Annotated in this window: 25 protein-coding genes; 16 read left to right on the forward strand and 9 right to left on the reverse strand. The window is 58.3% G+C overall.

The window, feature by feature from the left end; genetic code table 11:
• Positions 1-2: 2 nt before the first annotated feature.
• Genes fliJ through fliF form a run of 5 tightly spaced genes read right to left on the reverse strand, consistent with a single transcriptional unit; the run spans position 3 to position 5363 of the window.
• Positions 3-461 carry a flagellar export protein FliJ gene (gene fliJ, locus HF027_RS04890; protein WP_168013431.1) on the reverse strand — a complete coding sequence of 153 codons (459 nt, stop codon included), beginning with the start codon at positions 459-461 and terminating at the stop codon, positions 3-5.
• Entirely contained in the window at positions 458-1852 is a 1395-nt protein-coding gene (gene fliI / locus HF027_RS04895; protein WP_168013433.1) for a flagellar protein export ATPase FliI, read from the reverse strand. The genes fliJ and fliI overlap by 4 nt, the downstream gene beginning before the upstream one ends.
• Positions 1849-2610 (reverse strand): flagellar assembly protein FliH, encoded by a 762-nt coding sequence (gene fliH / locus HF027_RS04900; RefSeq protein WP_168013435.1) that lies wholly within the window; start codon positions 2608-2610, stop codon positions 1849-1851. Before fliH ends, fliI begins: the two co-directional genes overlap by 4 nt.
• Entirely contained in the window at positions 2603-3613 is a 1011-nt protein-coding gene (gene fliG / locus HF027_RS04905) for a flagellar motor switch protein FliG (protein WP_168013437.1), read from the reverse strand. Before fliG ends, fliH begins: the two co-directional genes overlap by 8 nt.
• Complete coding sequence (gene fliF / locus HF027_RS04910; RefSeq protein ID WP_168013439.1) at positions 3606-5363, reverse strand: flagellar basal-body MS-ring/collar protein FliF; 1758 nt, start codon at positions 5361-5363, stop codon at positions 3606-3608. Before fliF ends, fliG begins: the two co-directional genes overlap by 8 nt.
• Before the next feature lie 323 nt (positions 5364-5686).
• On the opposite strand from fliF, the gene fliE reads away from it, so the two are divergent.
• Positions 5687-6016, forward strand: a complete 330-nt coding sequence (fliE, locus tag HF027_RS04915) for a flagellar hook-basal body complex protein FliE (protein ID WP_168013441.1) — start codon at positions 5687-5689, stop codon at positions 6014-6016.
• Positions 6017-6147: 131 nt separating this feature from the next.
• On the opposite strand, the gene HF027_RS04920 is transcribed toward fliE, so the two are convergent.
• On the reverse strand, positions 6148-6570 hold the full coding sequence (locus HF027_RS04920; RefSeq protein ID WP_168013443.1) for a flagellar protein FlaG: 423 nt from the start codon (positions 6568-6570) through the stop codon (positions 6148-6150).
• A 225-nt stretch (positions 6571-6795) separates the two neighbouring features.
• Between HF027_RS04920 and HF027_RS04925 the strand changes: the two genes are divergently transcribed.
• Complete coding sequence (locus HF027_RS04925) at positions 6796-7683, forward strand: motility protein A (RefSeq protein ID WP_168013445.1); 888 nt, start codon at positions 6796-6798, stop codon at positions 7681-7683.
• Complete coding sequence (locus HF027_RS04930) at positions 7676-8725, forward strand: OmpA/MotB family protein (RefSeq protein WP_168013447.1); 1050 nt, start codon at positions 7676-7678, stop codon at positions 8723-8725. The genes HF027_RS04925 and HF027_RS04930 overlap by 8 nt, the downstream gene beginning before the upstream one ends.
• Before the next feature lie 178 nt (positions 8726-8903).
• On the opposite strand, the gene HF027_RS04935 is transcribed toward HF027_RS04930, so the two are convergent.
• From HF027_RS04935 to HF027_RS04945, 3 genes are all read right to left on the reverse strand, one after another.
• Positions 8904-9134: a hypothetical protein gene (locus HF027_RS04935; protein WP_245184524.1), complete on the reverse strand. Its 231-nt coding sequence runs from the start codon at positions 9132-9134 to the stop codon at positions 8904-8906.
• 33 nt (positions 9135-9167) lie between these two features.
• Positions 9168-9524, reverse strand: coding sequence for a hypothetical protein (locus tag HF027_RS04940; protein ID WP_168013449.1), 357 nt, complete (start codon positions 9522-9524; stop codon positions 9168-9170).
• An 87-nt stretch (positions 9525-9611) separates the two neighbouring features.
• The gene (locus HF027_RS04945; protein ID WP_168013450.1) at positions 9612-10892 is read right to left on the reverse strand and encodes a FliC/FljB family flagellin; all 1281 of its coding nucleotides are present in this window, start codon (positions 10890-10892) and stop codon (positions 9612-9614) included.
• A 420-nt stretch (positions 10893-11312) separates the two neighbouring features.
• Between HF027_RS04945 and HF027_RS04950 the strand changes: the two genes are divergently transcribed.
• The 13 genes from HF027_RS04950 (at position 11313) to cheW (ending at position 23362) form a co-directional block, all read left to right on the forward strand.
• Complete coding sequence (locus tag HF027_RS04950; RefSeq protein ID WP_168013452.1) at positions 11313-11546, forward strand: DUF2835 family protein; 234 nt, start codon at positions 11313-11315, stop codon at positions 11544-11546.
• Positions 11547-11648: 102 nt separating this feature from the next.
• On the forward strand, positions 11649-13361 hold the full coding sequence (locus HF027_RS04955; protein WP_168013454.1) for an HD domain-containing phosphohydrolase: 1713 nt from the start codon (positions 11649-11651) through the stop codon (positions 13359-13361).
• A 157-nt stretch (positions 13362-13518) separates the two neighbouring features.
• The gene (gene fliD, locus HF027_RS04960; protein WP_168013456.1) at positions 13519-14904 is read left to right on the forward strand and encodes a flagellar filament capping protein FliD; all 1386 of its coding nucleotides are present in this window, start codon (positions 13519-13521) and stop codon (positions 14902-14904) included.
• A gap of 59 nt (positions 14905-14963) precedes the next feature.
• Positions 14964-15383 carry a flagellar export chaperone FliS gene (gene fliS / locus HF027_RS04965; protein WP_168013458.1) on the forward strand — a complete coding sequence of 140 codons (420 nt, stop codon included), beginning with the start codon at positions 14964-14966 and terminating at the stop codon, positions 15381-15383.
• A 19-nt stretch (positions 15384-15402) separates the two neighbouring features.
• Positions 15403-15789 carry a flagellar protein FliT gene (locus tag HF027_RS04970; protein WP_168013460.1) on the forward strand — a complete coding sequence of 129 codons (387 nt, stop codon included), beginning with the start codon at positions 15403-15405 and terminating at the stop codon, positions 15787-15789.
• The gene (gene fliK, locus HF027_RS04975) at positions 15786-17096 is read left to right on the forward strand and encodes a flagellar hook-length control protein FliK (RefSeq protein ID WP_168013462.1); all 1311 of its coding nucleotides are present in this window, start codon (positions 15786-15788) and stop codon (positions 17094-17096) included. The genes HF027_RS04970 and fliK overlap by 4 nt, the downstream gene beginning before the upstream one ends.
• Positions 17093-17377 carry an EscU/YscU/HrcU family type III secretion system export apparatus switch protein gene (locus HF027_RS04980; RefSeq protein ID WP_136255286.1) on the forward strand — a complete coding sequence of 95 codons (285 nt, stop codon included), beginning with the start codon at positions 17093-17095 and terminating at the stop codon, positions 17375-17377. The genes fliK and HF027_RS04980 overlap by 4 nt, the downstream gene beginning before the upstream one ends.
• A gap of 391 nt (positions 17378-17768) precedes the next feature.
• Positions 17769-18104, forward strand: coding sequence for a flagellar transcriptional regulator FlhD (gene flhD, locus HF027_RS04985; protein WP_168013464.1), 336 nt, complete (start codon positions 17769-17771; stop codon positions 18102-18104).
• Positions 18101-18661, forward strand: coding sequence for a flagellar transcriptional regulator FlhC (flhC, locus tag HF027_RS04990; RefSeq protein ID WP_168013466.1), 561 nt, complete (start codon positions 18101-18103; stop codon positions 18659-18661). Before flhD ends, flhC begins: the two co-directional genes overlap by 4 nt.
• A gap of 230 nt (positions 18662-18891) precedes the next feature.
• The gene (gene motA / locus HF027_RS04995) at positions 18892-19767 is read left to right on the forward strand and encodes a flagellar motor stator protein MotA (protein WP_168013468.1); all 876 of its coding nucleotides are present in this window, start codon (positions 18892-18894) and stop codon (positions 19765-19767) included.
• On the forward strand, positions 19764-20693 hold the full coding sequence (gene motB / locus HF027_RS05000) for a flagellar motor protein MotB (RefSeq protein WP_168013469.1): 930 nt from the start codon (positions 19764-19766) through the stop codon (positions 20691-20693). The genes motA and motB overlap by 4 nt, the downstream gene beginning before the upstream one ends.
• 39 nt (positions 20694-20732) lie before the next feature.
• Complete coding sequence (gene cheA / locus HF027_RS05005; RefSeq protein ID WP_168013470.1) at positions 20733-22871, forward strand: chemotaxis protein CheA; 2139 nt, start codon at positions 20733-20735, stop codon at positions 22869-22871.
• A complete protein-coding gene (cheW, locus tag HF027_RS05010) occupies positions 22868-23362 on the forward strand; it encodes a chemotaxis protein CheW (protein ID WP_168013471.1) in 495 nt (164 codons plus the stop codon). Before cheA ends, cheW begins: the two co-directional genes overlap by 4 nt.
• Positions 23363-23532 lie beyond the last annotated feature (170 nt).

Here is a 23532-nt window from a genome sequence, read left to right on the forward strand (position 1 = left end):
TCCTATGAGCGCTCGTCGTCGGATGCGCGGCGCAGCAGGCTATTGTTGCTCATTTCATCGTTGTGACGTTGTTCTTGGCGCTGCTCGTTCCGCCGAGCCGTTTCCTGGCGACGGCTCGCCAGGGTGTCGTAGGACGACAAGCGTTGCTGTTCCTTTCGCCAATGTTGCTGGCAGCCCTCAACCCGCTGAGCGTGATTGTCCACAGCGGAGCGGGCCCGCTCGATGGCATCGTCGAGTGACAGCAGGAAGCGCTGATAGTTATGCAGCGTGGCGGGGTCGATCCCCTTGCGCATCGCGTCCTGTAACCGTGTCGCGTACTCCAGGCGATAATGGCGAAGCGTATCCAGCTGAGTCGCGGCCTGCTGCTGTGAGCGACGCTCGTTGGCAAGCGTCTGGCCGGCGGCATCACGGGCCTCCTTGGCCAGCTCGGTCAACGTATCTAGCGGTAAGGATGCGCTCATTTTCCACCTCCCACGATGGCCGACAGTGACTGCCTGGCCTGTGTCACGTCAGCACGTTCTTCGACTTGTTGCTGCAGGAACTGCTCCAGATGCGGGAACAGCTGAACAGAGTGATCCAGTTGAGGATCATGCCCTGGGCTGTAGGCCCCGACGCTGATCAGGTCACGGTTACGCTGGTAGCGCGAAAAGTGCTGCTTGAAGTGTCGCGCCTGCTGCTGTTGCGCCGTATCAGTGATGGCGCTCATGGCACGACTGATAGAAGCCTCGATGTCGATGGCGGGGTAATGACCCGCCTCGGCCAGGGCACGGGACAACACGATGTGGCCATCCAGAATCGCCCGGGCGGAATCCGCAATGGGGTCCTGCTGATCGTCGCCCTCGGTCAATACCGTATAGAAGGCGGTGATCGAGCCGCCACCACGTTTGCCATTGCCGGCCCGTTCGACCAGCCCGGGTAGCTTGGCAAAGACCGAAGCGGGGTAGCCCTTGGTCGCCGGCGGCTCACCGATCGCCAGGGCGATTTCGCGTTGTGCCATGGCATAGCGGGTGAGGGAGTCCATGATCAGCAGCACATCCTTGCCTTCGTCACGAAAGCCTTCGGCCAGGCGAGTCGCGTAAGACGCCCCCTGCAAGCGTTGCAGGGGCGAGGTGTCGGCGGGGGCGGCCACCACGACGGATCTTTTACGCCCTTCCTCACCGAGAATGTTATCGATGAAGTCCTGCACCTCCCGGCCACGCTCGCCAATCAAGCCGACGACGATCACGTCAGCCTTGGTATAACGCGCCATCATGCCCAGCAGAACCGACTTGCCGACGCCCGAGCCGGCAAAAAGGCCCATGCGCTGCCCGCGCCCGACACTGAGCAGGGCATTGATGGCGCGGATACCGACATCGATCTGGGTATCGATGGGGGCGCGGGACAGCGGGTTCAGCGGTGGCGTGGCAAGCGGCGCATGCGGAACATCCTGAAGCGGTCTGGCGTCATCGAGTGGCTTGCCGTTGCCATCGACCACGCGTCCCAGCAAGGACTCGCCCAGCGGGAAGCGCCTGGCACTTCGTGCGCCACCATCACCGAGGGGCAGCACACGGGCACCCGGTGTCAGGCCGCTGATTTCTGCCAAGGGCATCAGGAAGAGTTTTTCGCCAGAAAACCCGACGACTTCGGCCTCGGCGTAGCGGGACTTGGTCTGCGGGTTTTCCGCGCCCAGCTCGATACGACAGGCGCTGCCCAGGGGCACGCGAAGCCCCACGGCCTCGAGAACCAGGCCCGTGGCACGAATGATACGACCGCTGGCACGATAGTTCGGCAATGCCTCAACGCGCGCCACGACCCGGTCGAGGGTCTCTCGCCAACGGGCCTGGTGCGTGGTCACGCGCGAAGCGGTATTCATGCGTCGGACTCCTGTGCCTTGTCTGGCTCCTGCGGGGAGGCCGGATGACCAGGCAACCGGTGGCGAATCTGCTCGGCGATGGCCTCGAAGCGGGTCTCCCAGCTGGCATCCAGCTCGCCACTTTGGCTGGTCACGCGGCAGCCACCGCGGCTGAGCTGGTCGTCAGGCTGCAGTTTCCAGCCCGCGCTCTCCAGCTCGTTGCCCAGCTGCTCTTCTACCAGGGGTACATCATCCGGGTGCAGCCACAGCCTGGGCTTGCCGGAAAGCGCCGGTTCAACGTGGATCAACTCACGCACGATCTCGAGAATCTGTTCAGGCGAGGCCTTCAAGGCATCGCCCGCCAGCTGACGGCCGGTCGCGAGTGCCAGATTGACCAGCGCATCGGCGATCTCTTCATCCAGTTGCGCGATCGCCTCCCCGAACCGGGATGCCAGAGGCGCCAACGGCGCAATGACCTCTCGGGTCTGCTTGCTAAGCTCTTCTTCGCCCTGTGCACGGCCTTCCTCTAGCCCTTGGGCATGGCCTTCCGTGCGACCGGCTTCGAAACCTTCGCGGTAGCCTTCTTCCTGGGCTTGTTGGCGAACGCGCTGATGCTCGGCCTCGAGGGCCGCCTGATGTTCCTGGGCACGTCGGCGAATTCTTGCCTGGCGTTCAAGCTCAGCCGACGAGGCGCCTGAGCTGGAGCGAGCCTGCTCGCGGAGCTCATCCATCTGCCAGGTTCGCCATTGATTGTCCTGACGGCGATCAGGATCAGACATAGCTGTCGTCTCCTCCGCTCAGTACCAGCTCGCCATTGTCCGCGAGGCGCCTGACGACCTGCAGGATGGCTTTCTGTTCGGTTTCGACCTGAGAAAGCCGGATCGGGCCACGGGCTTCCATATCCTCGCGCATCAACTGGGCTGCACGCTGGGACATATTGCGCATGAACTTTTCCATGAGGGTGTCTGGCGCGCCCTTGAGTGCCACCACCAGGGAGTTGGTTTCGACTTCCTTGAGTAGCATCTGGATGCCGCGATCGTCGAGATCCTCGAGGTTCTCGAACAGGAACATTTCGTCGATGATGCGCTGAGCAAGATCTTCGCTGTGCGCACGCACTGTCTCGATGACGGTCTCTTCCTGGCTGGAGTTCATCAGATTGAGAATCTCGGCGGCCGTTCTCACGCCGCCCATCTTGCTGCGCTTGAGGTTCTGGCCGTCGAGCATATTGCCGAGCACTTCCGTCAGCTCCTGGAGGGCTGCTGGCTGAACGCCGCTGAAGGTGGCGATACGCAGCACCACGTCATTACGCAGCTTGTCATCGAGCAGTTCCAGGATGTCGGCCGCCTGGGGCCGCTCGAGGTGCACGAGGATGGTGGCAATGATCTGCGGATGTTCGTCACGGATCATTTCGGATACCACCGAGGCCTCCATCAGGTTCAGGGCATCGATGCCGGAAGTGGTGCCTTTGGATTCCAGCACATCCTCGATCAGGCTGGTGGCCCGCTCGCTACCCAGCGCCTTGGTCAGCACCGAGCGAATATGATCGCTGGAATTCATGTTGACGGAGGCGAACTCATCGATTTCCTTCTGGAAGTCGTTGAGCACCCGACGCATATCCTCATGCGAGATCTGGCCCAGGTTGGCCATCTCCTGGCTGATGTCCTGGATCTCACGGGCCGAATAGTACTTGAAGACCTCGGCGGCGCTGTCTTCATCCAGTGACAGCATCAGGATGGCGCCACGGCGGGCGCCGCTCATTGTGCTCGCGGTGCTGTTACTCATCGTTTTTCATCCAGCTGCGTACGATCATCGCGACCAGGCGGGGGTCTTCCTGTGCCAACTCACGAAGCTCCTGAAGGTTGCTTTCATAGCTCGAAGACTTGCGCGGACGCCTGGGAGCCGAGTAGGTCTCTGCTGGGCTTTCTTCAACGTCTGCGACTGCTCCGGTATCGCCATCGTCACTATCCTGACCCACGGCGGTGCTGATGGTGGAGCCCGGTCCTTGCAGCGTCGGCTGTGCCGTCTGGCGCTTGATCAGCGGGCGCAGAATCAGCAGGTACAGCAACAGGATGGCGAGGCCTACCAGCAGGTAGCGTCCCAGGCTGAACGCCAGCTGCTGAAGATCCGGCTGCTGCCACCAAGCAAGCTCAACGGTTTCATTCCTCTGCTGGGTGAAGGGGCTGTTGACCACTTCGATCGCATCACCACGGGCCTGCGAGAAGCCCATGGACTGGCGTACCAGGCGCTCGATCTGGGCAATTTCGTCGTCGCTTAGCGCCACCATCTCCATATTGCCTTCGTCATTCATTTGCTGGCGATAGTTGACCACCACCGCCACATTCAAGCGCTCGATCTGGCCGCGCTGATGCTGGATATGGGCGACGTTACGATCAACTTCGTAGTTGATGACGTTGTCCTGACTCAAGCGGCTGGGGGGATCGCCTTCTTCGGTATTGGCACCGGCCTCAGCGTCGGCCTGATCGATTGGTGATGCTTCGGCGCCCGGCGGGGTGTTGGTGAGCGCCCCCGGCACCCCCTGAGCGAGTTGGTTGCCACCGGTATAGGTGCCGCTGGTCTGCGCACTGCGAATGGCGGCTTCATTGGGCGCCTGGTTAGGCCCGTAGCGCTCGGCAGTTTCTTCGCGACGCGAAAAGTCGATCTGTGCGGCGACCTGCGCATGAATATTCTGGCTCCCCAGAATCGGGTTGAGGATGCTCTCTATGCGACGCTGATAGGAGTTTTCCACCTCGGCGATATAGTCAAGTTGCGTGCCGTTAAGATCGCTGCTGGAGCCACCGGGTTGTGACAGCAGGCGACCGTCCTGGTCGACAACAGTGACATTCTCGGTGGCAAGGTCCGGCACGCTGCTGGACACCATGTGCATGATCGCCGTGATCTGACCTTCACCGAGTACGCGGCCGGGTTGCAGCGTCAGCACCACCGAGGCCTTGGCCGGCTGCTCCTCGCGGACGAACACCGAAGGCTTGGCCATGGCCAGATGGATACGGGCCTTGGACACGGGGCCCAGCGCTTCCATGGAACTTGCCAGCTCACCTTCCAGGCCGCGCTGGAAGTTGACCTGTTCGGCGAACTGGCTGATACCAAAGGCTTGGTTGTCCATGATCTCGAAGCCGACATTGCCCCCCTGAGGAAGTCCCTGTTCGGCCAGTTGCAGGCGCAACATATGGACCTTGTCGCTGGGCACCAGCAGGGCGCTTCCGCCTGCACCAAATTCGTAGGGTACCTGGCGGCTGTCGAGCTCGCTGATGATGCGACCCCCATCGGCTTCGCTCAGGTTGCTATAAAGCACCCGATAGTTGGGGGACTGGGCCCACATCAGCAAGGCGATAACGATTGCGATCACCGCGGCAAGGGCGATCAACAGCGGGATCATGGGATTGCTCTTCAGCTGATCCTTGATCCGGTCAACCGCAGGTTGAGACGCACTGTCTGAGGTCTTGGACCCCGAGGCCTTGGAAGAGGGCGTGTTGCCCTGGCGTGCGGAATCGGTGGCCGTGGCCCCGTTGCTCATGAAGGCCTCCGGCAGCGATCGGCAGTGCTTGTCGTGATGTGCTCAATGATGTGGGCAGAAGGCATGTCAGGATCCGTTCATCGCGGGTGTCCGTCCCGAATCGGGCGGTGCTATTTCGGGCAGCGCTATCTCGCTAAGACTGTTTTCGTCAGTACTGCTCTCGCCAACAGCGTTTTGGTTGGTACTTTGATGAACGCTATTATCCGCAGCTATGGCCACTACAAAGGTCAGAAAAGCCCCTGCTTTTATCGCCAATTGCCCGCATGGACCCACAAGGTGGGCTGCTAGAGTAGCGGCACCACTACCAAGGCGAGGCTATGTCCATGAGTTCCCCCTCGATTCAGTCGATGCTGCAACAGATGCACAGCCTGTCCGCTGAGGCCAGCGGTCAACAGCTCAAGGGTCAGTCCGTGTCCACCTCTGTTGGCCAGGGCGGTTTTGCCGACGAGCTGAATTCATCGCTTCAGCGCATCAACGAGATGCAGCAGGCGGCCGCCAGCAAGCGCACGGCCTTCCTGTCCGGTGACAGCAACGTTGCGTTGAATGACGTGATGGTCGATATGCAGAAGGCAAGCGTCGCCTTTGATATGGGCGTGCAGGTGCGAAACCGCCTTGTGACGGCCTACAAGGACGTGATGAACATGCAGGTCTAATAGTCGGCTCTTGTCGTAAGGTCTATTAGGCCGCGTTCATCAGCCAGGCGGTAATGGAGTAGGTTGGCAGGGGGCGCTCGAACTGATTGTTTAACGCCTATAGCCGAGCGCAGGCTCTTTGCTGATCTAGCCTAGGCCTCCAGGTTGATAAGCCGCCCCTGCATTTCATTCAGGCGCTTGGCAATCTGCAGCACCTCTTCAGAGGGAATCTGGCGGATCACATCGCCACTGGCCCGATCGACGATACGGGTCACCACGCGAGACGGATGCTCGTTCAGGGTGAATTCGAGCCCGTAGCTGCGCATGACCTCATTGATGCGCTGAAGCGGTGCGATGAGCTCGCCGGCACCGGGAGGCATTGATGTTCCCGCGCTTGGTGTGATGCCGCTGTCACTGTCACTGTCACTGTCACTGTCTTGGCCAAGCAGTGAGAGGTGGGCAAGCGCACCGTCTATGCGCTGCCCGGGCGTGAGTTCATCAAGCGCCGATGAGGGGGTGAGGGCCGATGAGGAAGTGGCCGATAGTGAACCTGATTCATTGATCGGTGACGTCATGGCGAAGCGTCCTTCATGTGCTGTGGTTATTCTTGTACTCAACGACATGTATCGGCGTGACAGGCGAAACCTTTAGCGAGAACCCCTTAGCAAGAGCCCTTTAGCAAGAGCCTTTTAGTAATAGCCGGAAGCGGGCAAGCCAAGCTCGAAGGCATGTGGCCTCTCCGGCGCGCTGAATTCAAGCGTCTCATTTCCTTATTAGCGACCCAGGCGGATACACAGACCATGAACCCCTCCACCCTGATTGGTATTGCGGCCAGCCTGATGATGCTGGCCAGTGTGCTGCTGCTGAGTGCCGAGGCACCGTCAAGCTTCATCAACCTGCCTGGGCTTGCCATCGTGCTGACGGGCACGCTGGCCGCGACCTTTATCAGCTATCCGCTGCGCGAAGTCGTCAGGGTCGTGCGCTTGGTAGGCTTGGTATTTCGCCGTGAGAACAGCCGCGTTGAAGAGGATCTTCAGGAGCTGGTCAGCCTCGCCAAGCTCTGGTTCTCGGGGAACGTACGCGGGGTCGAAAAGCGCCTGGATACCCTGCGCAACCCTTTCATGCGCACCGGTATTCAGCTTGTCATCGACAATACCCGTGAAGAAGAGATCATCGACCTGTTGAGTTGGCGAATCGCTCGGCTCAAGGCCCGCGAGCGGGCCGAGGCGCAGATTTTTCGCACCATGGCACTCTACGCCCCAGCCTTTGGCATGATCGGTACCCTGGTCGGGCTGGTGAATATGCTGGAAGGCATGGACGCCGCCCAGATCGGCGTGATTGGCGAGCGCATGGCCGTGGCCCTGCTGACGACCTTTTACGGCATCGTATTGGCCAACCTGATCTTCAAGCCCATTGCCGTGAAGCTCGAGCGTCGTACCGAAGAACGTTTGATCGCGATGAACATGATTCTCGAAGGTGTCTCCTTGATGTCGCGTCGCCGCCTGCCTTCATTCATTGAAGAAACCCTCAAGTCATTGATGGCCACCCACCGCGATGAACTGCGCGACGGCCTGGGGGATGACTTAGGTGATGAGCTTGAGGCCGGCGTTACAGCGGGCAAGCCTCGCCGACGCATGCCGAAGATGCTCATGCCGAAGACACTAAGGAAGGCGCAAAAGCATGCGTGAAGCAAAGCGCAGTAGGGTCAACAAGCACGAGATTCTCGAGGATGGCGTGGCGGAAGATACCAGCGGCGTCTGGATGCTTAGCTATATCGATGTCATGACCCTGCTGGTCGCACTATTTGCGTTGCTGCTGGCGGTTGCGGCGGCCAACAGCGCAGAAAGCAAGCCGGAGCCGGCGCTCGCCGAGCGTGTGGCGCCCGAGGCAATCGTGGTCGCCCTGGGTATCAACAGCCAACGAGCCGCAGCGACGGATGCACCGCGAGTGCACACCGAAGGCGCGCTGATGCTTGCTGGCGCCATCCAGTCCTGGCGTCATCAAGAGGCAGCGAGTGAGGCGGGCGTCTCTGGCGAAGCAGCGGGCAATATCTATGAGCCCTTGGCGCTGCTTGACCATCTACCGGCCCCGCTCAAGCGGGTCGATCACAGCGGTGCTTTAGCGCTGCGCCCGCTTCCGGCAGGCAAGACCTTGCGCGCTTCACTGCCTGACGTGATGCTCGATCAGCGGCTGGACCTGGCAGCACTGGGCGACATGGAACTGGTCGTTACCCCCGCTGCACCGGCTAATACCGTGCGACTGTCGTCGGTGGCGGTGGCAGCAGCCACTGACCTGAGTGACGCCATTGAATCGCAGCTTGCTGACGCCAAAGTATTACCAAGCCTTGAGGGCGTTGAAGTCTCAAACGTCTCCGAGGGCATCAATCTGCGCATTCAGGACCGCTTGGTGTTTGAGTCCGCCGCGGCTGATCTGACGGAAGTCGGCGAAGACGTCGTCAATCGGCTGGTGAGTATCATCCAGCGCTACGATGGCACCGTCTCGGTGGAGGGGCATACCGATAGCCGTGACATCAATACCGAGCGTTATCCGTCCAACTGGGAGCTGTCCGCGGCTCGTGCTACCGCCATTCTGCGCCAGCTACAGGCAGCCGGTGTCGACGGTGCGCGGCTAAGAGCGATTGGCTATGGCGATACCCAGCCATTGGCAAGTAACGCCTCGCAAGAGGGGCGTTCGGCGAATCGGCGGGTCGAAGTGATCGTACACTTGTAGGCTTTCGCTTTTGTGTAGCGTTGTGGCGGCAAGAGGATAACTTCTATAGGCGATTCGATCATCGGGGACCCGACAGGTAGAGAAAGGGGTGGAGACGGAAGGGCGGGTCACTGAAGGGAAAGAGGCACTGAACGTCACGTTTGCGCCAAGGCGTAGTCCTTAGAAAGATGTACAAGGCTTACTCTTTCAGCATCGCCTGAGTGTAGTGGGTCTGATCCTTTATTGCCTGGTCATAAATGGTCAGCAGTTTGTCGTAGTCTTCCTGCATTTCTTCATCCATGCCGGTGCTGTCGAAGCGCTCGATTAGCTGCTTGGTGTCCTGGATAAGCTTTTCTAGCTTATCAATCACTCGCTGATAATCGCTTTCCTGCATGGGAGCATGGGACGTTTCCTCTTTAGTATCTGGCATGCTATCTCCAATTATTTGGAAAACATTAAAGCACTATGAATCGGCGTATAGCGTGCGAATGCGCTGGTGCAGTCGCTTTAAATGCTCGATGGCAGCCGCTTCATACTTGTCGATGTCAATCTCGGGGCCGCTGGCTTGGCGGCTAACGCCCAGTCGAGAGATTGTTGGTTCATGTCGTTTGGTGAGGTTATCGATATTCATGCGGATGATGGTGAGTTCCATTTCAAGCTCTGCTTTCAGGTTTTCCTCTCGCTTGCGCTCATTGGCATTGTCTTGACGCTGAATGCTTGCCGACAGAGTGTGATCGACGAAGCTCTGAATGGATGTCAGCTTAGGTAAGATATCGTCGACGATATCGCGTGCCGGAATGGTGCCGTTCGGCCGCGTCATTAATCCGGATCCTTCCTCAACGAGTCCCTAAAAAACAGGCCTCCAATGGAGGCCTGTTCGTTGTCATGCATGTTGCTAGCGCTTGGTTTAGCCCAGCAGGGACAGCACGGACTGCGGCAGCTGGTTGGCCTGGGCCAGTACGGAGGTACCGGCCTGCTGCAGGATCTGGTTCTTGGTCATGTCGGCCACTTCGGTCGCATAGTCGGCATCTTCGATGCGCGAACGAGCCGCTGAGAGGTTAGTCTCGGTGGTGCTCAGGTTGGTGATGGCAGACTCGAAGCGATTCTGAATGGCGCCGAGGTCTGACCGCTGTTGGTCCACGCTTTTAAGTGCATTATCCAATGCTGCTAAAGGGTCTGCTGTGGCTGGGGTGTCGGCGAGTTCATTGCCGCGAGTTACTGTCCCATCTTCCGCAATCTCAGCTTCATAATAAGCGGTCTCGGCACCACTCGTATCTTGAATCACATACGCTGGTGCTCCAGATTCAGTGCCGCTATAAGCATAAACATTGCCTGAGTCACTGCCCGTAAAAGTTTCATCAGCTTGTACAGTGGTAAGTGCGCTGGATGTGTCAACATCCCCGGCAGCTACAGCGGCAGTTGCGCTGTCCCAAGCGACGTCAACGTTACCATTTCCGGTGTCATCAGTGAGCGTTGCCGTATGATAAGTGCCATCTGTTGTATTCTCGACAACATAGCCACTGCCGTCAGCCAAGGCGTAAAGGCCTCCTGCTGCATCTCCTGCACCATCAGTATCTGCCCCGACGACGACGTTTAGATCTTCACCCACCCTTGCGCTTGCAGTTGCTGAGGCGGCGACTTGAGCAGTGTCAATGCCTTTTGCCACACTGAAATCCCCAAGGCCAAGTGTTGATGAGTTGGTTGTTTGCAAATCAATGCTGATAGACTCTCCATCGTTGGCACCTACTTGAATGGAAAGTGACTCTCCGTCAGATAAGACTTTCACACCATTAAAGTCGGTTTCCTCGGAAATACGATCAATTTCGCTCAGGCGTTGACCAATCTCATCCTGAATGGACTGAAGGTCTGCATCTGAGTTGGTGCCATTCTGTGCCTGCACGGTTAGTTCACGGACGCGCTGCAGGTTGTCGTTGACCTGATTCAGTGCGCCTTCAGCGGTTTGTGCGACGGAGATGCCGTCGTTGGCGTTACGCTGAGCCTGACCAAGACCAGTTATCTGAGAAGTCATGCGGTTGGCGATGGCCTGGCCGGCGGCATCGTCCTTGGCGCTGTTGATACGCAGGCCGGAGGACAGGCGCTCCATGGAGGTGGTCAGAGCGCTCTTGGATTCGCTGAGGTTCTGCTGACCGATCATCGCGGTGATGTTGGTGTTAATTCCCATTGACATAATGATGTCCTTCCTATTTTTGAGGGCTCCATTGGCTGGCCGCGGTGTCGGCTGATCGAGTCATGCCGGGCCTGCCACAACGGCGCCGTTGGCCGTTACCTTAGTTATCGGAAGGGGGTGAGAAAGCTTTAGGGCCGAATACAGATTTTTTGATAATGGTTCAGGCAGAAGCTGCAGGTCGGGCTGCCAGGGTTGTTGCGTCAGCCTATCGCGGCTCGTTGGTCGATCGTCTAGCGGCTCGTTAGCAGCAGCCCCGCGGGTTTCGTCCATTTCGTGTTGTTGCATGGCGAGTTCAAGACGCGCGGCCATTAGAATCAGATGGTGCTACGCTAGTGCGCTATTTAAGGCGTGTCTGCCAGGTGGGGCGATGCTTGAAGAGTGGAATACCCAACCTGAAGTCAGGCAATTAAGGAGAGATGGGTGCCGAGTGTTGATATCTGGCTGAGCCTTAGCTACAAGCAGTGCCTTGATTACTACCAGGGGCAGGTGCAGCAGGTATATGCCCAGGCGCTGGATGGGCGCCGCGTGGCATTTCCGGCTAGTGCCCTGAGCAGGGTAGTGGGCAAGGAGGGCGTGGAAGGCTATTACCGGCTGAGCTTTTCCTCTGAGGGGCGGTTCGAATCGCTTATAAAAGTCGCGGCCCCGCGGCGTTAACCAATAAAGTTTCGTGACATCAAGCCGATATGACGCACATGGACGTTTCTGCACGCGCCATGAGCTTAGCGCGGGCAGTGCAATCGATAAGATGAGGATGGGATGGCAGAAGCAGGTGGCGATTACAAGCCGGTAAGCAATGCACGCGAGATGCAGGAACTTCTGGAGGTATTAAGCGAGCCGGGAGGCGCTTCGCTGATGCTGGATAGGCCCGGGAGCGAGCCGCTGCCCGTGTTGTTGATGGATGTTCGCGCGGATGAGTCGCTGGTGCTTGATATCAGTGCGATTCGCGAAGTGGCGGGGGAGCTCAAGCGAGGGCTGGGTTTTCGGTTGCTGGGGCAGGCAAGAGCGAAGCTCGTACGTACGCCGGTATTGGCGGTTACACAGACCTACGAAGTCGAAGGGCGGCTTTTATGTGAAGTGCCTTACCCTGAGCACCTGGAGGTGTTGCAGCGTCGGGATAATTTTCGCGCCGAGCTGAGTGCCAGCATGGATGCAAAGGTGATGCTGCACCATGAGAAAGCCCCAAAGCCTTTGCAGGGAGCCCTCAAGAACCTGTCGCTTGAGGGGGCGTTGGTGGTTCTGCCGCTGGGTAAGGGCTCGCTGCTGGCATCGGCGCCATCGACCATCGAGCTGAAACTGGTCTTTCCCAATAACAGCCAGTTGGTGGTCAGTGGCGCATTGCGCCATGACGCTTCAGATATGGAGCGGCAGGTTCTGTTTGCAGGCTTCGAGTTCGTGGCGCGCAATGCCGAGCAAGAGCGGCAGCTATGGTTTTTCGTGCGTGAGATCGAGCGTGAAACGGCCCGACGCGCAAGAGCGGTTCAGGACGGAAGGCATCCCGACAAAGCGCCTTCTCCGTTGTTCCAGGCCGCTGAGCGGCGCCCCGCACCCACCACGGCGAGCCAGGAGGTGGAGTATGCCACGCCCATGGCCCAGCGATTGGCACGACTGGCCGCCTATCTTGATAACCAGCTCTTTGCGATAAAGCAGGGGCGTCGCATCGATTCCGTGCAGTTGTCACGCCATGCTGATCGCTTATTGGCGCTGCTCGATGAGGATCGCGAGGCCATGCTGTTTGCGCTGGTGTGCATGCAGCGTGACTCAGCGCTGGTTCAGCATGGGTTGGCTGTTGCTGTGCGCTTGGCCGATATTGCCGGGCAACAGGCGATGCCACATGAAATACGCAAGGCACTGCTGGCGAGCGCCATGGTGCATGATCTTGGCAAGTCGCTGCTGCCTGATGCGTTGCGTGAAGCGACGTCGCTGGATGCTGATCAGTACCGTGAACTGCATGTTCACGTGGGGCGCGTGATGGAGGCTCTTGCGGGTTGTACCTGGCTTTCTCGGGCGGTCATGCAGGCGGTTGTCACCGGTGCCAATGAGCGCCTGGATGGCAGCGGTTACCCAAGGGGCTTGCAGGGCGATAAGCTGCACGAGCTGTCACGGCTGATGGCGGTCGTTGATGTTATCGATGCGATGGGCCGTGATCGCGCTGACCGTGAGGCCTGGTCGATTGATGCCATCTACAAACACCTGCTTGGTCACCCGCATCAGTTCGATCAGCGTTGGGTGAAGCGCTATATTCGACACTTTGGCATTGCGCCGGTCGGCTCGCTGGTGCGCTATGCGGGAGGCGAGCTTGCCTGGGTGTTAAGCCTTGATGAGCGAGGCCAGCCTGCCCGTGTGCAGTTGACCGATAGCCCGACTGCGCCCACCAGGAAGATGGGCGCCGTGATTGAGAAGCGAGCGCTTACGTTGCTGGGCAGGCCAGTCGAGACGCTCGCCGTGCCTTCCGCCAGTATCCCTTTATAGATCAAGCTCTTTTAAATAACCATGACGATAGCCAGCAACGTTCCTAAAGTTCTCGGGCTGGGTGTCGATATTTGAATTAACGGTAATTAGACAGGCTATTCGCTCCCTTGCGGTGACGCTGTAGTTGGCAGAATGGCTCGTAACAGGAGGCACCGGCATGGCGTCAATTTCATCACTGGGCATTGGCTCGGGGCTCGACCTCAATGGGCTTTTGGATCAGCTCAGAAGCGCCGAGCGTGAAAAGCTCGCGCCCATCACACAGCAGCAGCGTAGTTATCAATCGAAGATATCGGCCTATGGTCAGCTGGAAAGTTCGCTGTCGCAGTTTCAGGATGCCGCCGCCAAGCTGAATAACGCTGAGTTCTTTCAGGGCGTGACCAGCGAGGTGACCGGCAGCGCCGTAACGGCAGCGGGTGGCAGCGATGCGGCGCCTGGTCGCTACGATATCGAAGTGACTCAGCTCGCCAGAGCTCAGAGCCTGGCCGCCGATGGTATTGATGATGCTACTCGATCATTGAATTCCGCCGGGACGCTAACCTTGAGCGTAGGGACTGGTGCCGACACGACGATCGATATCGCGGCCGATAGCTCTTTGGAGGATGTGCGAGACAGCATCAATGCCTCTGGCGCGGGTATACAGGCCTCAATCGTCAATGATGGTGATGCGGCCAACCCCTATCGACTGGTGCTGACATCTGAAGCGACGGGTACAGAGTCGGAAATGAACGTGTCGTTCAGTGATACGACCAGTGATCTTGGCGCGCTGCTGAGCTATGACAGTGCCGGCGGCACGGGCGGCAGCATGACGCAATCGGTCGCGGCCAAAGATGCCGCCCTTAGCGTTAATGGTATCGCTATCTCCAGCCAGTCCAACACCGTCGAGGGCGCAGTACAGGGCGTGACGCTGTCGCTTACCGAAACCGGTACCGCGACCCTTGCGGTCGAGCGAGATAACGGTGCCGTGGAATCTGCGGTAAAAGGTTTCGTCGATAGCTACAACAAGCTACAGACGAAAATGGCAGATCTGACCCGCTTCAATGCAGAAACCGGCGATGCGGGCGAATTGCTGGGGGATAGCACGCTTCGCAGTGTCGAGTCTCAGCTTCGCAATGTCTTGGGCGGCGATACCGGAGACGGCACCTTCCAGATGCTCTCGGATGTCGGCATCAGCCTGCAGGTCGATGGCTCGCTTGAACTCGATGAAGAAGCGCTTGGGGATGCTGTCAGCAATGACCTGGCGGCCCTCAGTGAATTTTTCACCGGTGCCGATGAGGCCGGCGGTATGGCCGGCCAGGTCGATAGTGTGTTGGGGCGCATGCTCGAAGAAGGTGGCGTGGTAGCCAATTCGACTCAGGGTCTTGAAGACACTATCGAGCGCTTGGGTGAGCGCTACACGCGCACCGAGGAAAATATCAACGACACGATTGCTCGCTACCGTACTCAGTTTGCCCAGCTTGACAGCATGATCGCCAACATGAATTCGACGAGCAGTTATCTGACCCAGCAGTTCGACAATATGAACGCTCAGCTGGGCAGAAAATAGCCGTCTGAGCAGCACCGACAACATCAGCCATCCCAGATGCTGGATATGAGGAACTACCTATGAGTGCCATGAGAGGGGCCGCTGCCTACGGCAAGGGAGCCAAGGCCTATGCTCGCGTCGGCGTGGAAAGCAGCGTGATGTCGGCGTCGCCGCATCAGCTCATCAGCATGCTCTTTGACGGTGCTCAGGCATCGATTCGCAAGGCGCGCATCCATATGCAGGACGGCAATGTGGCGGAGAAGGGCCTTGCCATTTCCAAGGCATTGGACATCGTCTATAACGGTTTGCAGTCTTCGCTTGATGCCGAAAAGGGCGGCGAGATTGCCGAGCGACTCTGGTCCCTCTATGACTATGTTGCCCGGCTGCTGATAGAAGCCAACCTGCGCAATGATCCAGAGCGCCTGGATGAAGCCTCGGTGTTGCTTGAAAGTATTGGTTCCGCCTGGCGTGATATCGGTGCCCGGCCGAGCGAGGTATGACATGAAAGAGCGGCGGATCATGGAAGACAGCAGCGCTTACGCCATTATTGCCGGTTATGAAGCGCTATGGGAGCGTTCGAGCCGGATGCTGGCTTTTGCCTGCGAAGAAGACTGGAACCGCCTGCTCGAAGAGGAGGCAGACTACGTCGTCGACGTCGAGCGGTTGTCGAAACTGGAAGGCGGCCAAGCGCTGGATGCCAATCAAAGCGAGCGCAAGGCGCTGCTGCTTGAAGGCATTCTGGAGAACGATCTGGACATCCGCCGTCGTCTAGAAAAACGACGCGAAGAGCTTGCTGCCTTGCTGAACACCAGTCAGCGCAAGCGCTCGGTTGATAGTGCATATCGCGCTACCTCGGGGTCTCGGGTTCTCGGTGGTCCGGCGCGGTTCCAGAAGGGTGATGCTTGAGCGGCATTACGCCTTTGATCGACACGCTTCTCCATCAAGTGCTGGGGAAGCGGGTCGATATTCAGGTGCCGAAAGACCTCAATGCGCCGGTGAAGCCTACAAGCCCGGGAGAGTCCGTTCAGGCATTGCGCAGTGATTCGCGGCTCGACCCTCGCCAAACAACCGGCCAGGCGCCCTTAGTCGGTCGTTCGCTAGATCAGGCGTTGCCTGGCACAGCGGAACCCCGCTCGCCTAGCCAACTTCCGGCCTCTACGCAAACGCATTTCAGTGCATCGGCGCAAACGATCGCCAATGTTCTTGATCGCTTCCCCGCTCCGCTCTCTACCCTGCGCGCTCAAGCGCCGCTGATGGTGGCCGCGCCCAACATGGGGGATGCATCTCAGTTGGCGTCGCGCCTTCAGCAAAGCATCGAGACTAGTGGCCTCTTCTACGAATCGCATGTGTCAAAATGGTATCGCGGCGAAATGCCTCGCCAGCAGCTGATGCTGGAACCACAGATGCAGCGCTTCAATACCGGTAGTGCTTTTCAGCCACTGACGCCTATCACGTCAGCGCCCATGCTGTTGACCTTCCCGCCGCCCCAGGCGAATAGCAGTTTGCTGAATATCCTCTTTGGGTCCGCATCGTTCGCCGGCTCAGATGCGGGTGCTGGCGCCCCCTTGGCAGGAAGTGTGCCATCCGCAGGGGCTTCATCGGTTAGCCAAGGTGCCCATATGTCGCCGCTTACGCAGCCGGTAGCCGGGCAATCTGCGCCAGCGGGGGCCGGGCAGCTAGCATTGGCGGCGCAGGGCGCTGGTGCAGAGAGGGGCGATACTCAGCCCCTTGGCGCGGCAGAGCGTGCGATTCAGGCATCGGGGCAAGCCCCAGCCAATGCCGATGGGTTGGACGAGGCGCAACAGAATGTGGTTCGCCATCAGCTGGAAATGTTGGCCGCGCCGTCGCCGGTGTTGCGCTGGGAAGGTGATGTCTGGTCTGGCGTTTTCATGGCGCTTATCGTGCAGATGCCAGCTGGCAAGCAGGGTGACAGTGATCAGCCGGGCTCCGGTGAGTCTGAAGAAGACGCAGGCCAGGGCGCTTGGCGGACCCAGATGTCGTTGCAGGTAGCGGGGCTTGGCAAGTTGGAGGTGGAATTGAGTATTGTCCCAAGGCAACTCGATATCACGTTAAGGGCTGAAGACGAGGCTGTATTAACAAGGCTCAAGGAAGGAGATGCCTCATTGCGGTCGCGCTTGCAGGCCTGCGGTTTCGATACCATTCATCTCAATATGGACAAGCGGCCCCAGCAGGGTGAAGGAGCTCTAGCGTGAGCGAGACATTCCCTGGTGGTCGACGCCAGGCGGTGGCACTGGCGTACCGCCAAGGAGAAAAGGCGCCCCAGCTCGTCGCCAAGGGGTATGGCGACATGGCAGAGCGCATCATCGAGGCGGCTCGAGAGCATGACATTTTCATTCATGATGCGCCGGCCCTGGTGGGCATGCTCATGCAGCTGGACCTCGACGAAAAAATTCCCCCGGAACTCTATCAGGTGATCGCTGAGCTACTGATCTGGGTTCGTGATCTTGTACCCGCCTCGGATGAGTCGCGTTAGCGCTACTGTCGTCCATTGTTGGCGCGCCTTCTGCTGTGCTGTGCACCTTTCTGTCGATGCGTTTCATGCCCTTTGGTTAACAAATAGGCAGGCATTCGTGTAACTTCCTGAAAATTTTTGTTTCAGATGGAGATTATCAAGGCGCTTTGCCGTCGCCTTTCAGCGACTGGAGATGGCTGAATGCTTAATTTACGGCCACTTCCTGCCGTATTTCTTTCGTATCACCCTTTGTAACGCTTGCCATGGAAGCATCAGACGCTGGTTGCAAAAGTAATCCTAAAGCACTAAAAATGGCCTGCATAAAGACCAGACGTCTAATTATAAAAGCCGACAGATGATGTCAGGTATTGTCATGGTTTATTAATAATTCCAAATAATTGCAGGGGCCGGCATGATTAATCAGCAGTTACTGGATGAAATCCAGGACTTGAACCTTTCGTATTTACTGTTAGCGCAGCGCTTGCTGGCTGATGACCGCTCAATGGCGATGTTTCGGCTCAAGGTCGATGAGGAGATGGCGGATCTTCTCGTCTCGCTGTCGGCGCGCCAGCTCGGCCAGCTGTCTCGCACCAATCAGTTGTTGTGTCAGCTAAGCCTCAATGATGCCGATCAACTGCAGGCCTTGGTTCAGCAGCGGCGGGAACACGGGCTTGCGCAGACCCATACGTCGATGTTGCTGTCGCAGGCTGAGACTACATCAGCCGGGCAATCTGGGGGCATGGCATGAGCGAAAAAAGCCTAGTGATGGAGATGCAGCAAGTCCAGATGGCGGTTGAGCTTATCGAGCTCGGCGCTCGCCTCCAGGTGCTGGAAACCGAGACGAACTTAAGTCGCGGACGCTTGATCAGGCTTTACAAGGAAGTAAGGGGTATGTCGCCCCCTAAAGGCATGTTGCCGTTCTCGACGGACTGGTTTATTACTTGGCTACCTAATATTCATTCATCACTCTTCTACAATTCCTATCAGCGGCTACGCGTAGATTGTCACTGTGATCGTATGGAGGCCTTCGTCAAGGCGTACCGGCTGTACCTGGAGCAGATCAGTATTGATGGTGTTGAGCCTGCTCTAGGGCTGACCCGGGCCTGGACGCTGGTGCGTTTCTTTGAGAGCGAACTGCTCGAGCTTGCCACCTGCACGGCCTGCAAGGGGCACTTTGTGGCCCATGCCCATACCCCGGCCCAAGAGTTCGTATGCGGTATCTGCCAGCCACCCTCTCGCGCTGGCAAGACACGCAAGCGTATCGCCCAGGCCAGCGGTGAGAGCTGTGTGTCGGCTTCTCACTAGCACTGCACGTCGCGAAACGGTATATCGAAACGACGTATTGCAGCGCTCTTGGGTGCTCTCCATGCTGTGATACCTAGCCTTACTTACTGATGCCCCGGCCCATTGGTCGGGGCATTTCGTTGCGGCCAGATGGCGCAACCCGCTGGTTTTTGCTCCTTGACCCTCAAGGCCTGGCGAATATTGCCGATAGTGGTTTTAGACGCCATTCGCCGAAGTGAAGGACACAGCCAGTGTTTATACCCCTCGGATTCATCATTGTGACGCTGTCGGTTTTCGGCGGTTTTGCCCTGGCCGGCGGTAAGCTGGGCCCTCTCTATCAGCCAACCGAGATCTTGATGATCTGCGGCGGCGCCTTTGGTGCTTTCGTCGCTGCCAATAACGGCAAGGCAATGAAGGCCACCATCAAGAGTTTCTCCAAGCTCAAACGCACCGCCAAGTACGACAAGCAGACCTACATGGAGGTCATGGCGGTGATGTACAAGCTGCTCACCAAGGTGCGCCGCGAAGGCATGCTGGGCATCGAGCGTGACATAGACTCGCCCGAAGATAGCCCGATTTTTTCTGACCACCCCAAGGTCATCAATGACGCCATGATCATGGGGTTCATCACGGACTACCTGCGTTTGATGGTCAGTGGTGGCATGGATCCTCATCAGCTGGATGAGCTGATGCTTCATGAGATCGAAGCCTTCGAGCACGAGGCGCACATTCCAGCCGACGCCTTGGCAAAAGTCGGTGATGGCCTGCCGGCATTCGGCATCGTGGCGGCGGTAATGGGGGTCGTGAAGGCCTTGAGTTCTGCTGATGCTGGCCCGGAACAAATGGGGGTCATGATCGCCCATGCCCTGGTCGGCACCTTCCTCGGCATCCTGCTCGGCTATGGGTTTTTCAACCCGTTAGCGAGCCGCATTGATCGTCAGGTGCAGGAAGGCGTCAAGATGCTTCAGTGCATTCGCGTGACGTTGCTTGCCAGCCTCAATGGCTATGCCCCGCAGCTTGCAGTGGAGTTTGGTCGCAAGGCGCTGCATAGCGATGAGCGACCGGGTTTCGCTGAACTCGAAGAACATGTGCGCTCGGCCAAGGCTACCGGTACGGGAGGCGCATGAGTACCAAGGGTCCCCCTATCATCATCCGGCGCAAGAAGGTGGTTCACAGACATCATGGCGGCAGCTGGAAAATTGCCCTCGCTGACTTCATGACGGCCTTGATGGCGCTTTTCCTTGTGTTGTGGATTCTCTCGTCCGCGACGCCTCAGCAGCGTCAAGGCGTCGCAGAGTACTTCAGCACGCCGCTGTTGACGGCTATTGCCGGCGGCGAGAAGCAGGCCAGCAGCCCCAATGTCATTCCTGGAGGTGGGCCAGACCCTACCTCTATCGAGGGTGAGCGAGAGCGTATCGATCGGCGTGTTGATTCACGGCCAAGCAACGTGCCGCAGCGGCTCAGAGAGTTGCGTCGCCGGATCGAGAATGCCGTCCAGGCCGATCCCGTGTTGCGTGATTTGCGCAACCAGCTTCGCTTCGACATGACGCGCGAAGGCCTGCGTATCCAGCTTATCGATACCGACAAGCGCCCCATGTTCGAGTTGGGTAGCGATCAGGTTGCGCCCTACATGCGGCGTTTGCTGCGCACGTTGGCGCCGCTTCTCAATGAGGTATCAAACCCCATCAGCATTAGTGGCCACACCGATAACCTGCGCTATGTGGGCGGGCTTCAGGGCTATAGCAATTGGGAATTATCGTCGGATCGCGCCAATGCCTCACGGCGAGAGTTAATCGCCGGAGGGCTCGAGCCTGACCATCTACTCCGAGTGGCGGGGATGGGGGATCAAGTGCCGATTCCGGATAGTGAGCCCGGTGATGCGATAAATCGACGCATTGCCCTGGTGGTGTTGTATCAAGAGATTGCCGATCACATTCGTACGCAAGGGTCGCGTGGAGAAAGATTCGAGGTGCCATCGGCGATGTCGCCGAGTGACGACTTGCCTGCTGAAGAATTCGTAGAAGGCATTCGCGAGACGCTGGGCGGGCAATGATCCCGGTCGGCTCGTTAGATGATCAGTTCGGGGACGAGCATGGATATCAGTGAATTTTATGAAACATTCTTCGAGGAAGCCGAAGAACTGCTGGGTGACATGGAACGGCATCTGCTTGAGCTTGATGTCGACGCGCCTGACGCTGAGCAGCTGAATGCGATTTTTCGTGCGGCCCATTCCATCAAGGGGGGGGCGGGCACCTTCGGATTTGATGTTCTCCAGCACACGACGCATTTGCTCGAGAACCTGCTCGACTACACGCGCCACGGTGAGTTGGCGTTACGCAGAGATATCGTCAACACCTTTCTGGAAACCAAGGATATGCTGCACGATCAACTTGACGCCTATCGGCAGGGTACTGAACCCGATCCGGCTGCCTTTGAGCGGATCTGCCAGACCCTGAAGCAGCTCGCCCTCGATGAGATTGGCAAGAAGGTCGATGATGATGCGCCTGGCGCAGGCCCGTCATCGACGGATGCTCCTGCCGCCGCATCGCCAGCGCCCGCGGAGAAAGCATCGGCGGGAGGTGATGAAAGCGGAGCAGAAGGCCGTTTGAGCATCGCCTTGCTGGGTATCGCCGAGAAAGACAGAGAGCTACTAGTTGAAGAGTTGGCCAACTTCGGTGAGGTCATCGAGCGTAGCGGTGATGTTGCTCGGTATGAGGTGCTGTTGGAGACATCGACCAGTAGTGACGATATCGAGATGGTGATGTGCTTCATTATCGAACCCGACCAACTCGAGATACGTGCGGCAGGCGTTCCTGCGGCAGGCGGCTCTGCGGCAGGCGAATCGGCAGTCGGTGGCGATGCTCAGCAGCAAGCTTCGGCACCTGCTGCGGCGCCGGAAGCCCCCGCTCAGTCGGCGGATAAGCCCGCCAAGGCCGAGTCAGCGCCTGCTGCGAGCCAACCTGAAGCCAAGGCACCTGCCAAGCCGAAACCCAAGGCCGGCGCTAGCGGTGAGTCCTCGATCCGTGTGCCGGTCAACAAGGTCGACCAGATCATCAATCTGGTGGGTGAACTGATCATTACGCAATCGATGCTGGACCAGACGGTCAGCGAAATGGAAACCACTCAGGGCGGTGCTCTGGTGACGGGCATGAGCCTTTTGCAACGCAATGCCCGCGATCTGCAAGAAGCAGTGATGTCGATTCGCATGGTGCCAATGGATTACGTGTTCAGCCGCTTCCCGCGGTTGGTGCGTGATCTTGCTGCCAAGCTCGATAAAGATGTCGAGCTGGTCACCGAGGGTGAGTCCACTGAGCTCGACAAGAGCCTCACCGAGCGCATCATCGACCCGCTGACCCATCTGGTGCGCAATAGCCTGGATCATGGTATTGAATCCCCGGATAAGCGCGAAGCGGCGGGCAAGTCACGTACCGGTCGCTTGACGCTTTCAGCACAACACCAGGGCGGTAATATCCTGATTGAAGTGATCGATGATGGCGCCGGTCTGAATCGCGAAAAACTGTTGGCCAAGGCGCAGTCCAGCGGGATTCAAACGTCCGACAGCATGAGCGATGACGAGGTGTGGCAGCTGATTTTTGCCCCCGGATTCTCGACAGCGGATGAGGTCAGTGATGTGTCCGGGCGGGGCGTCGGCATGGACGTGGTCAAGCGCAATATTCAGGCCATGGGTGGGCACGTCGAGATCAAGTCAAAAATGGGGCAGGGGACAAACACGCGCATCGTACTGCCGCTGACACTCGCGATCCTTGATGGCATGTCGATCAGGGTCGGTGAGGAAATGTTCATATTGCCTCTCGGCACCGTGCTTGAGTCGCTACAGCCGCGCAAGGAGGATCTCTTTGCCATGGCCGGCGATGACGTGGTCATGAAGGTGCGGGACGAGTACTTGCCCGTTGTTGCCGTGCATCAGGCGCTGGACGTTGCCGGTGCCAATACCGAGATGACCAAGTGCATTGCCGTGATTGTTCAAAGCGAAGGTCGGCGCTATGCCCTGCTGGTCGATGACCTGATCGGTCAGCAACAGGTGGTCGTCAAGAACCTGGAAACCAACTATCGCAAGGTGCCCGGTGTATCGGCGGCCACTATTCTTGGTGATGGTAGCGTGGCCTTGATCCTTGATGTCACCGATTTGCATCGCCTGAGTCGTACCAAGAGAGAGGCGCAGAGCGCCCGTCGTCAGAACACGCCTGCCAAGGAGGTAGAAGCATCATGACCGACCTGAATGCCGCCAGTGCGGCCGCCGTAGAAGCGCATAGCCGCGAATTCCTAGTGTTCTCGCTGGGTGAGGAAGAATATGCCATCGATATCCTCAAGGTGCAGGAAATTCGTGGCTACGAGAACGTCACGCGCATCGCCAATGCGCCGGACTTCATCAAGGGAGTCACAAACCTTCGCGGTGTGATCGTGCCGATCGTCGATCTGCGCATCAAGTTCCACCTGGATAACGTCGAGTATGGCGGTCAAACAGTAGTTATTGTCGTCAATGTCGGTGATCGGGTCGTTGGCATTGTCGTGGATGGCGTATCGGATGTCATGACACTCACGCCTGAGCAGATCAAGCCGGCGCCCGAGTTTGGCGTCACGCTCTCTTCTGATTATTTGAGCGGTCTGGGTAGCCTTGAAGATCGCATGCTGGTGCTGGTTGATATCGACAAGCTGTTGACCAGTGATGAAATGGCGTTGGTCGATACCGTCGGCGCCTGACAATCCCTGGTAAGGCCTCTAGTAACGCCCCTTGAATCGCCCGGCTACTGTCGGGCGATTTTTTTTGATGCAGGTCATGTCTTAAAGCTTTTGATTAAAGCTCCACCTTTGGCGGCCGATAGGTTTTTATGTGCCGCAATAGCTCTGGATGGCAGTTGTCGACTCAGGTC

Origin of the sequence: Halomonas salinarum, from assembly GCF_012062845.1 — a bacterium.
GTDB lineage: Bacteria > Pseudomonadota > Gammaproteobacteria > Pseudomonadales > Halomonadaceae > Onishia > Onishia salinarum.

What these genes read in the sequence shown, in the direction of transcription:
- fliJ (WP_168013431.1), bottom strand. Translation starts at nt 461, where the DNA reads ATGAGCGCATCCTTACCGCTAGATACGTTGACCGAGCTGGCCAAGGAG.
- fliI (WP_168013433.1), bottom strand. Translation starts at nt 1,852, where the DNA reads ATGAATACCGCTTCGCGCGTGACCACGCACCAGGCCCGTTGGCGAGAG.
- fliH (WP_168013435.1), bottom strand. Translation starts at nt 2,610, where the DNA reads ATGTCTGATCCTGATCGCCGTCAGGACAATCAATGGCGAACCTGGCAG.
- fliG (WP_168013437.1), bottom strand. Translation starts at nt 3,613, where the DNA reads ATGAGTAACAGCACCGCGAGCACAATGAGCGGCGCCCGCCGTGGCGCC.
- fliF (WP_168013439.1), bottom strand. Translation starts at nt 5,363, where the DNA reads ATGAGCAACGGGGCCACGGCCACCGATTCCGCACGCCAGGGCAACACG.
- fliE (WP_168013441.1), top strand. Translation starts at nt 5,687, where the DNA reads ATGAGTTCCCCCTCGATTCAGTCGATGCTGCAACAGATGCACAGCCTG.
- HF027_RS04920 (WP_168013443.1), bottom strand. Translation starts at nt 6,570, where the DNA reads ATGACGTCACCGATCAATGAATCAGGTTCACTATCGGCCACTTCCTCA.
- HF027_RS04925 (WP_168013445.1), top strand. Translation starts at nt 6,796, where the DNA reads ATGAACCCCTCCACCCTGATTGGTATTGCGGCCAGCCTGATGATGCTG.
- HF027_RS04930 (WP_168013447.1), top strand. Translation starts at nt 7,676, where the DNA reads ATGCGTGAAGCAAAGCGCAGTAGGGTCAACAAGCACGAGATTCTCGAG.
- HF027_RS04935 (WP_245184524.1), bottom strand. Translation starts at nt 9,134, where the DNA reads ATGCCAGATACTAAAGAGGAAACGTCCCATGCTCCCATGCAGGAAAGC.
- HF027_RS04940 (WP_168013449.1), bottom strand. Translation starts at nt 9,524, where the DNA reads ATGACGCGGCCGAACGGCACCATTCCGGCACGCGATATCGTCGACGAT.
- HF027_RS04945 (WP_168013450.1), bottom strand. Translation starts at nt 10,892, where the DNA reads ATGTCAATGGGAATTAACACCAACATCACCGCGATGATCGGTCAGCAG.
- HF027_RS04955 (WP_168013454.1), top strand. Translation starts at nt 11,649, where the DNA reads ATGGCAGAAGCAGGTGGCGATTACAAGCCGGTAAGCAATGCACGCGAG.
- fliD (WP_168013456.1), top strand. Translation starts at nt 13,519, where the DNA reads ATGGCGTCAATTTCATCACTGGGCATTGGCTCGGGGCTCGACCTCAAT.
- fliS (WP_168013458.1), top strand. Translation starts at nt 14,964, where the DNA reads ATGAGTGCCATGAGAGGGGCCGCTGCCTACGGCAAGGGAGCCAAGGCC.
- HF027_RS04970 (WP_168013460.1), top strand. Translation starts at nt 15,403, where the DNA reads ATGGAAGACAGCAGCGCTTACGCCATTATTGCCGGTTATGAAGCGCTA.
- flhD (WP_168013464.1), top strand. Translation starts at nt 17,769, where the DNA reads ATGATTAATCAGCAGTTACTGGATGAAATCCAGGACTTGAACCTTTCG.
- flhC (WP_168013466.1), top strand. Translation starts at nt 18,101, where the DNA reads ATGAGCGAAAAAAGCCTAGTGATGGAGATGCAGCAAGTCCAGATGGCG.
- motB (WP_168013469.1), top strand. Translation starts at nt 19,764, where the DNA reads ATGAGTACCAAGGGTCCCCCTATCATCATCCGGCGCAAGAAGGTGGTT.
- cheA (WP_168013470.1), top strand. Translation starts at nt 20,733, where the DNA reads ATGGATATCAGTGAATTTTATGAAACATTCTTCGAGGAAGCCGAAGAA.
- cheW (WP_168013471.1), top strand. Translation starts at nt 22,868, where the DNA reads ATGACCGACCTGAATGCCGCCAGTGCGGCCGCCGTAGAAGCGCATAGC.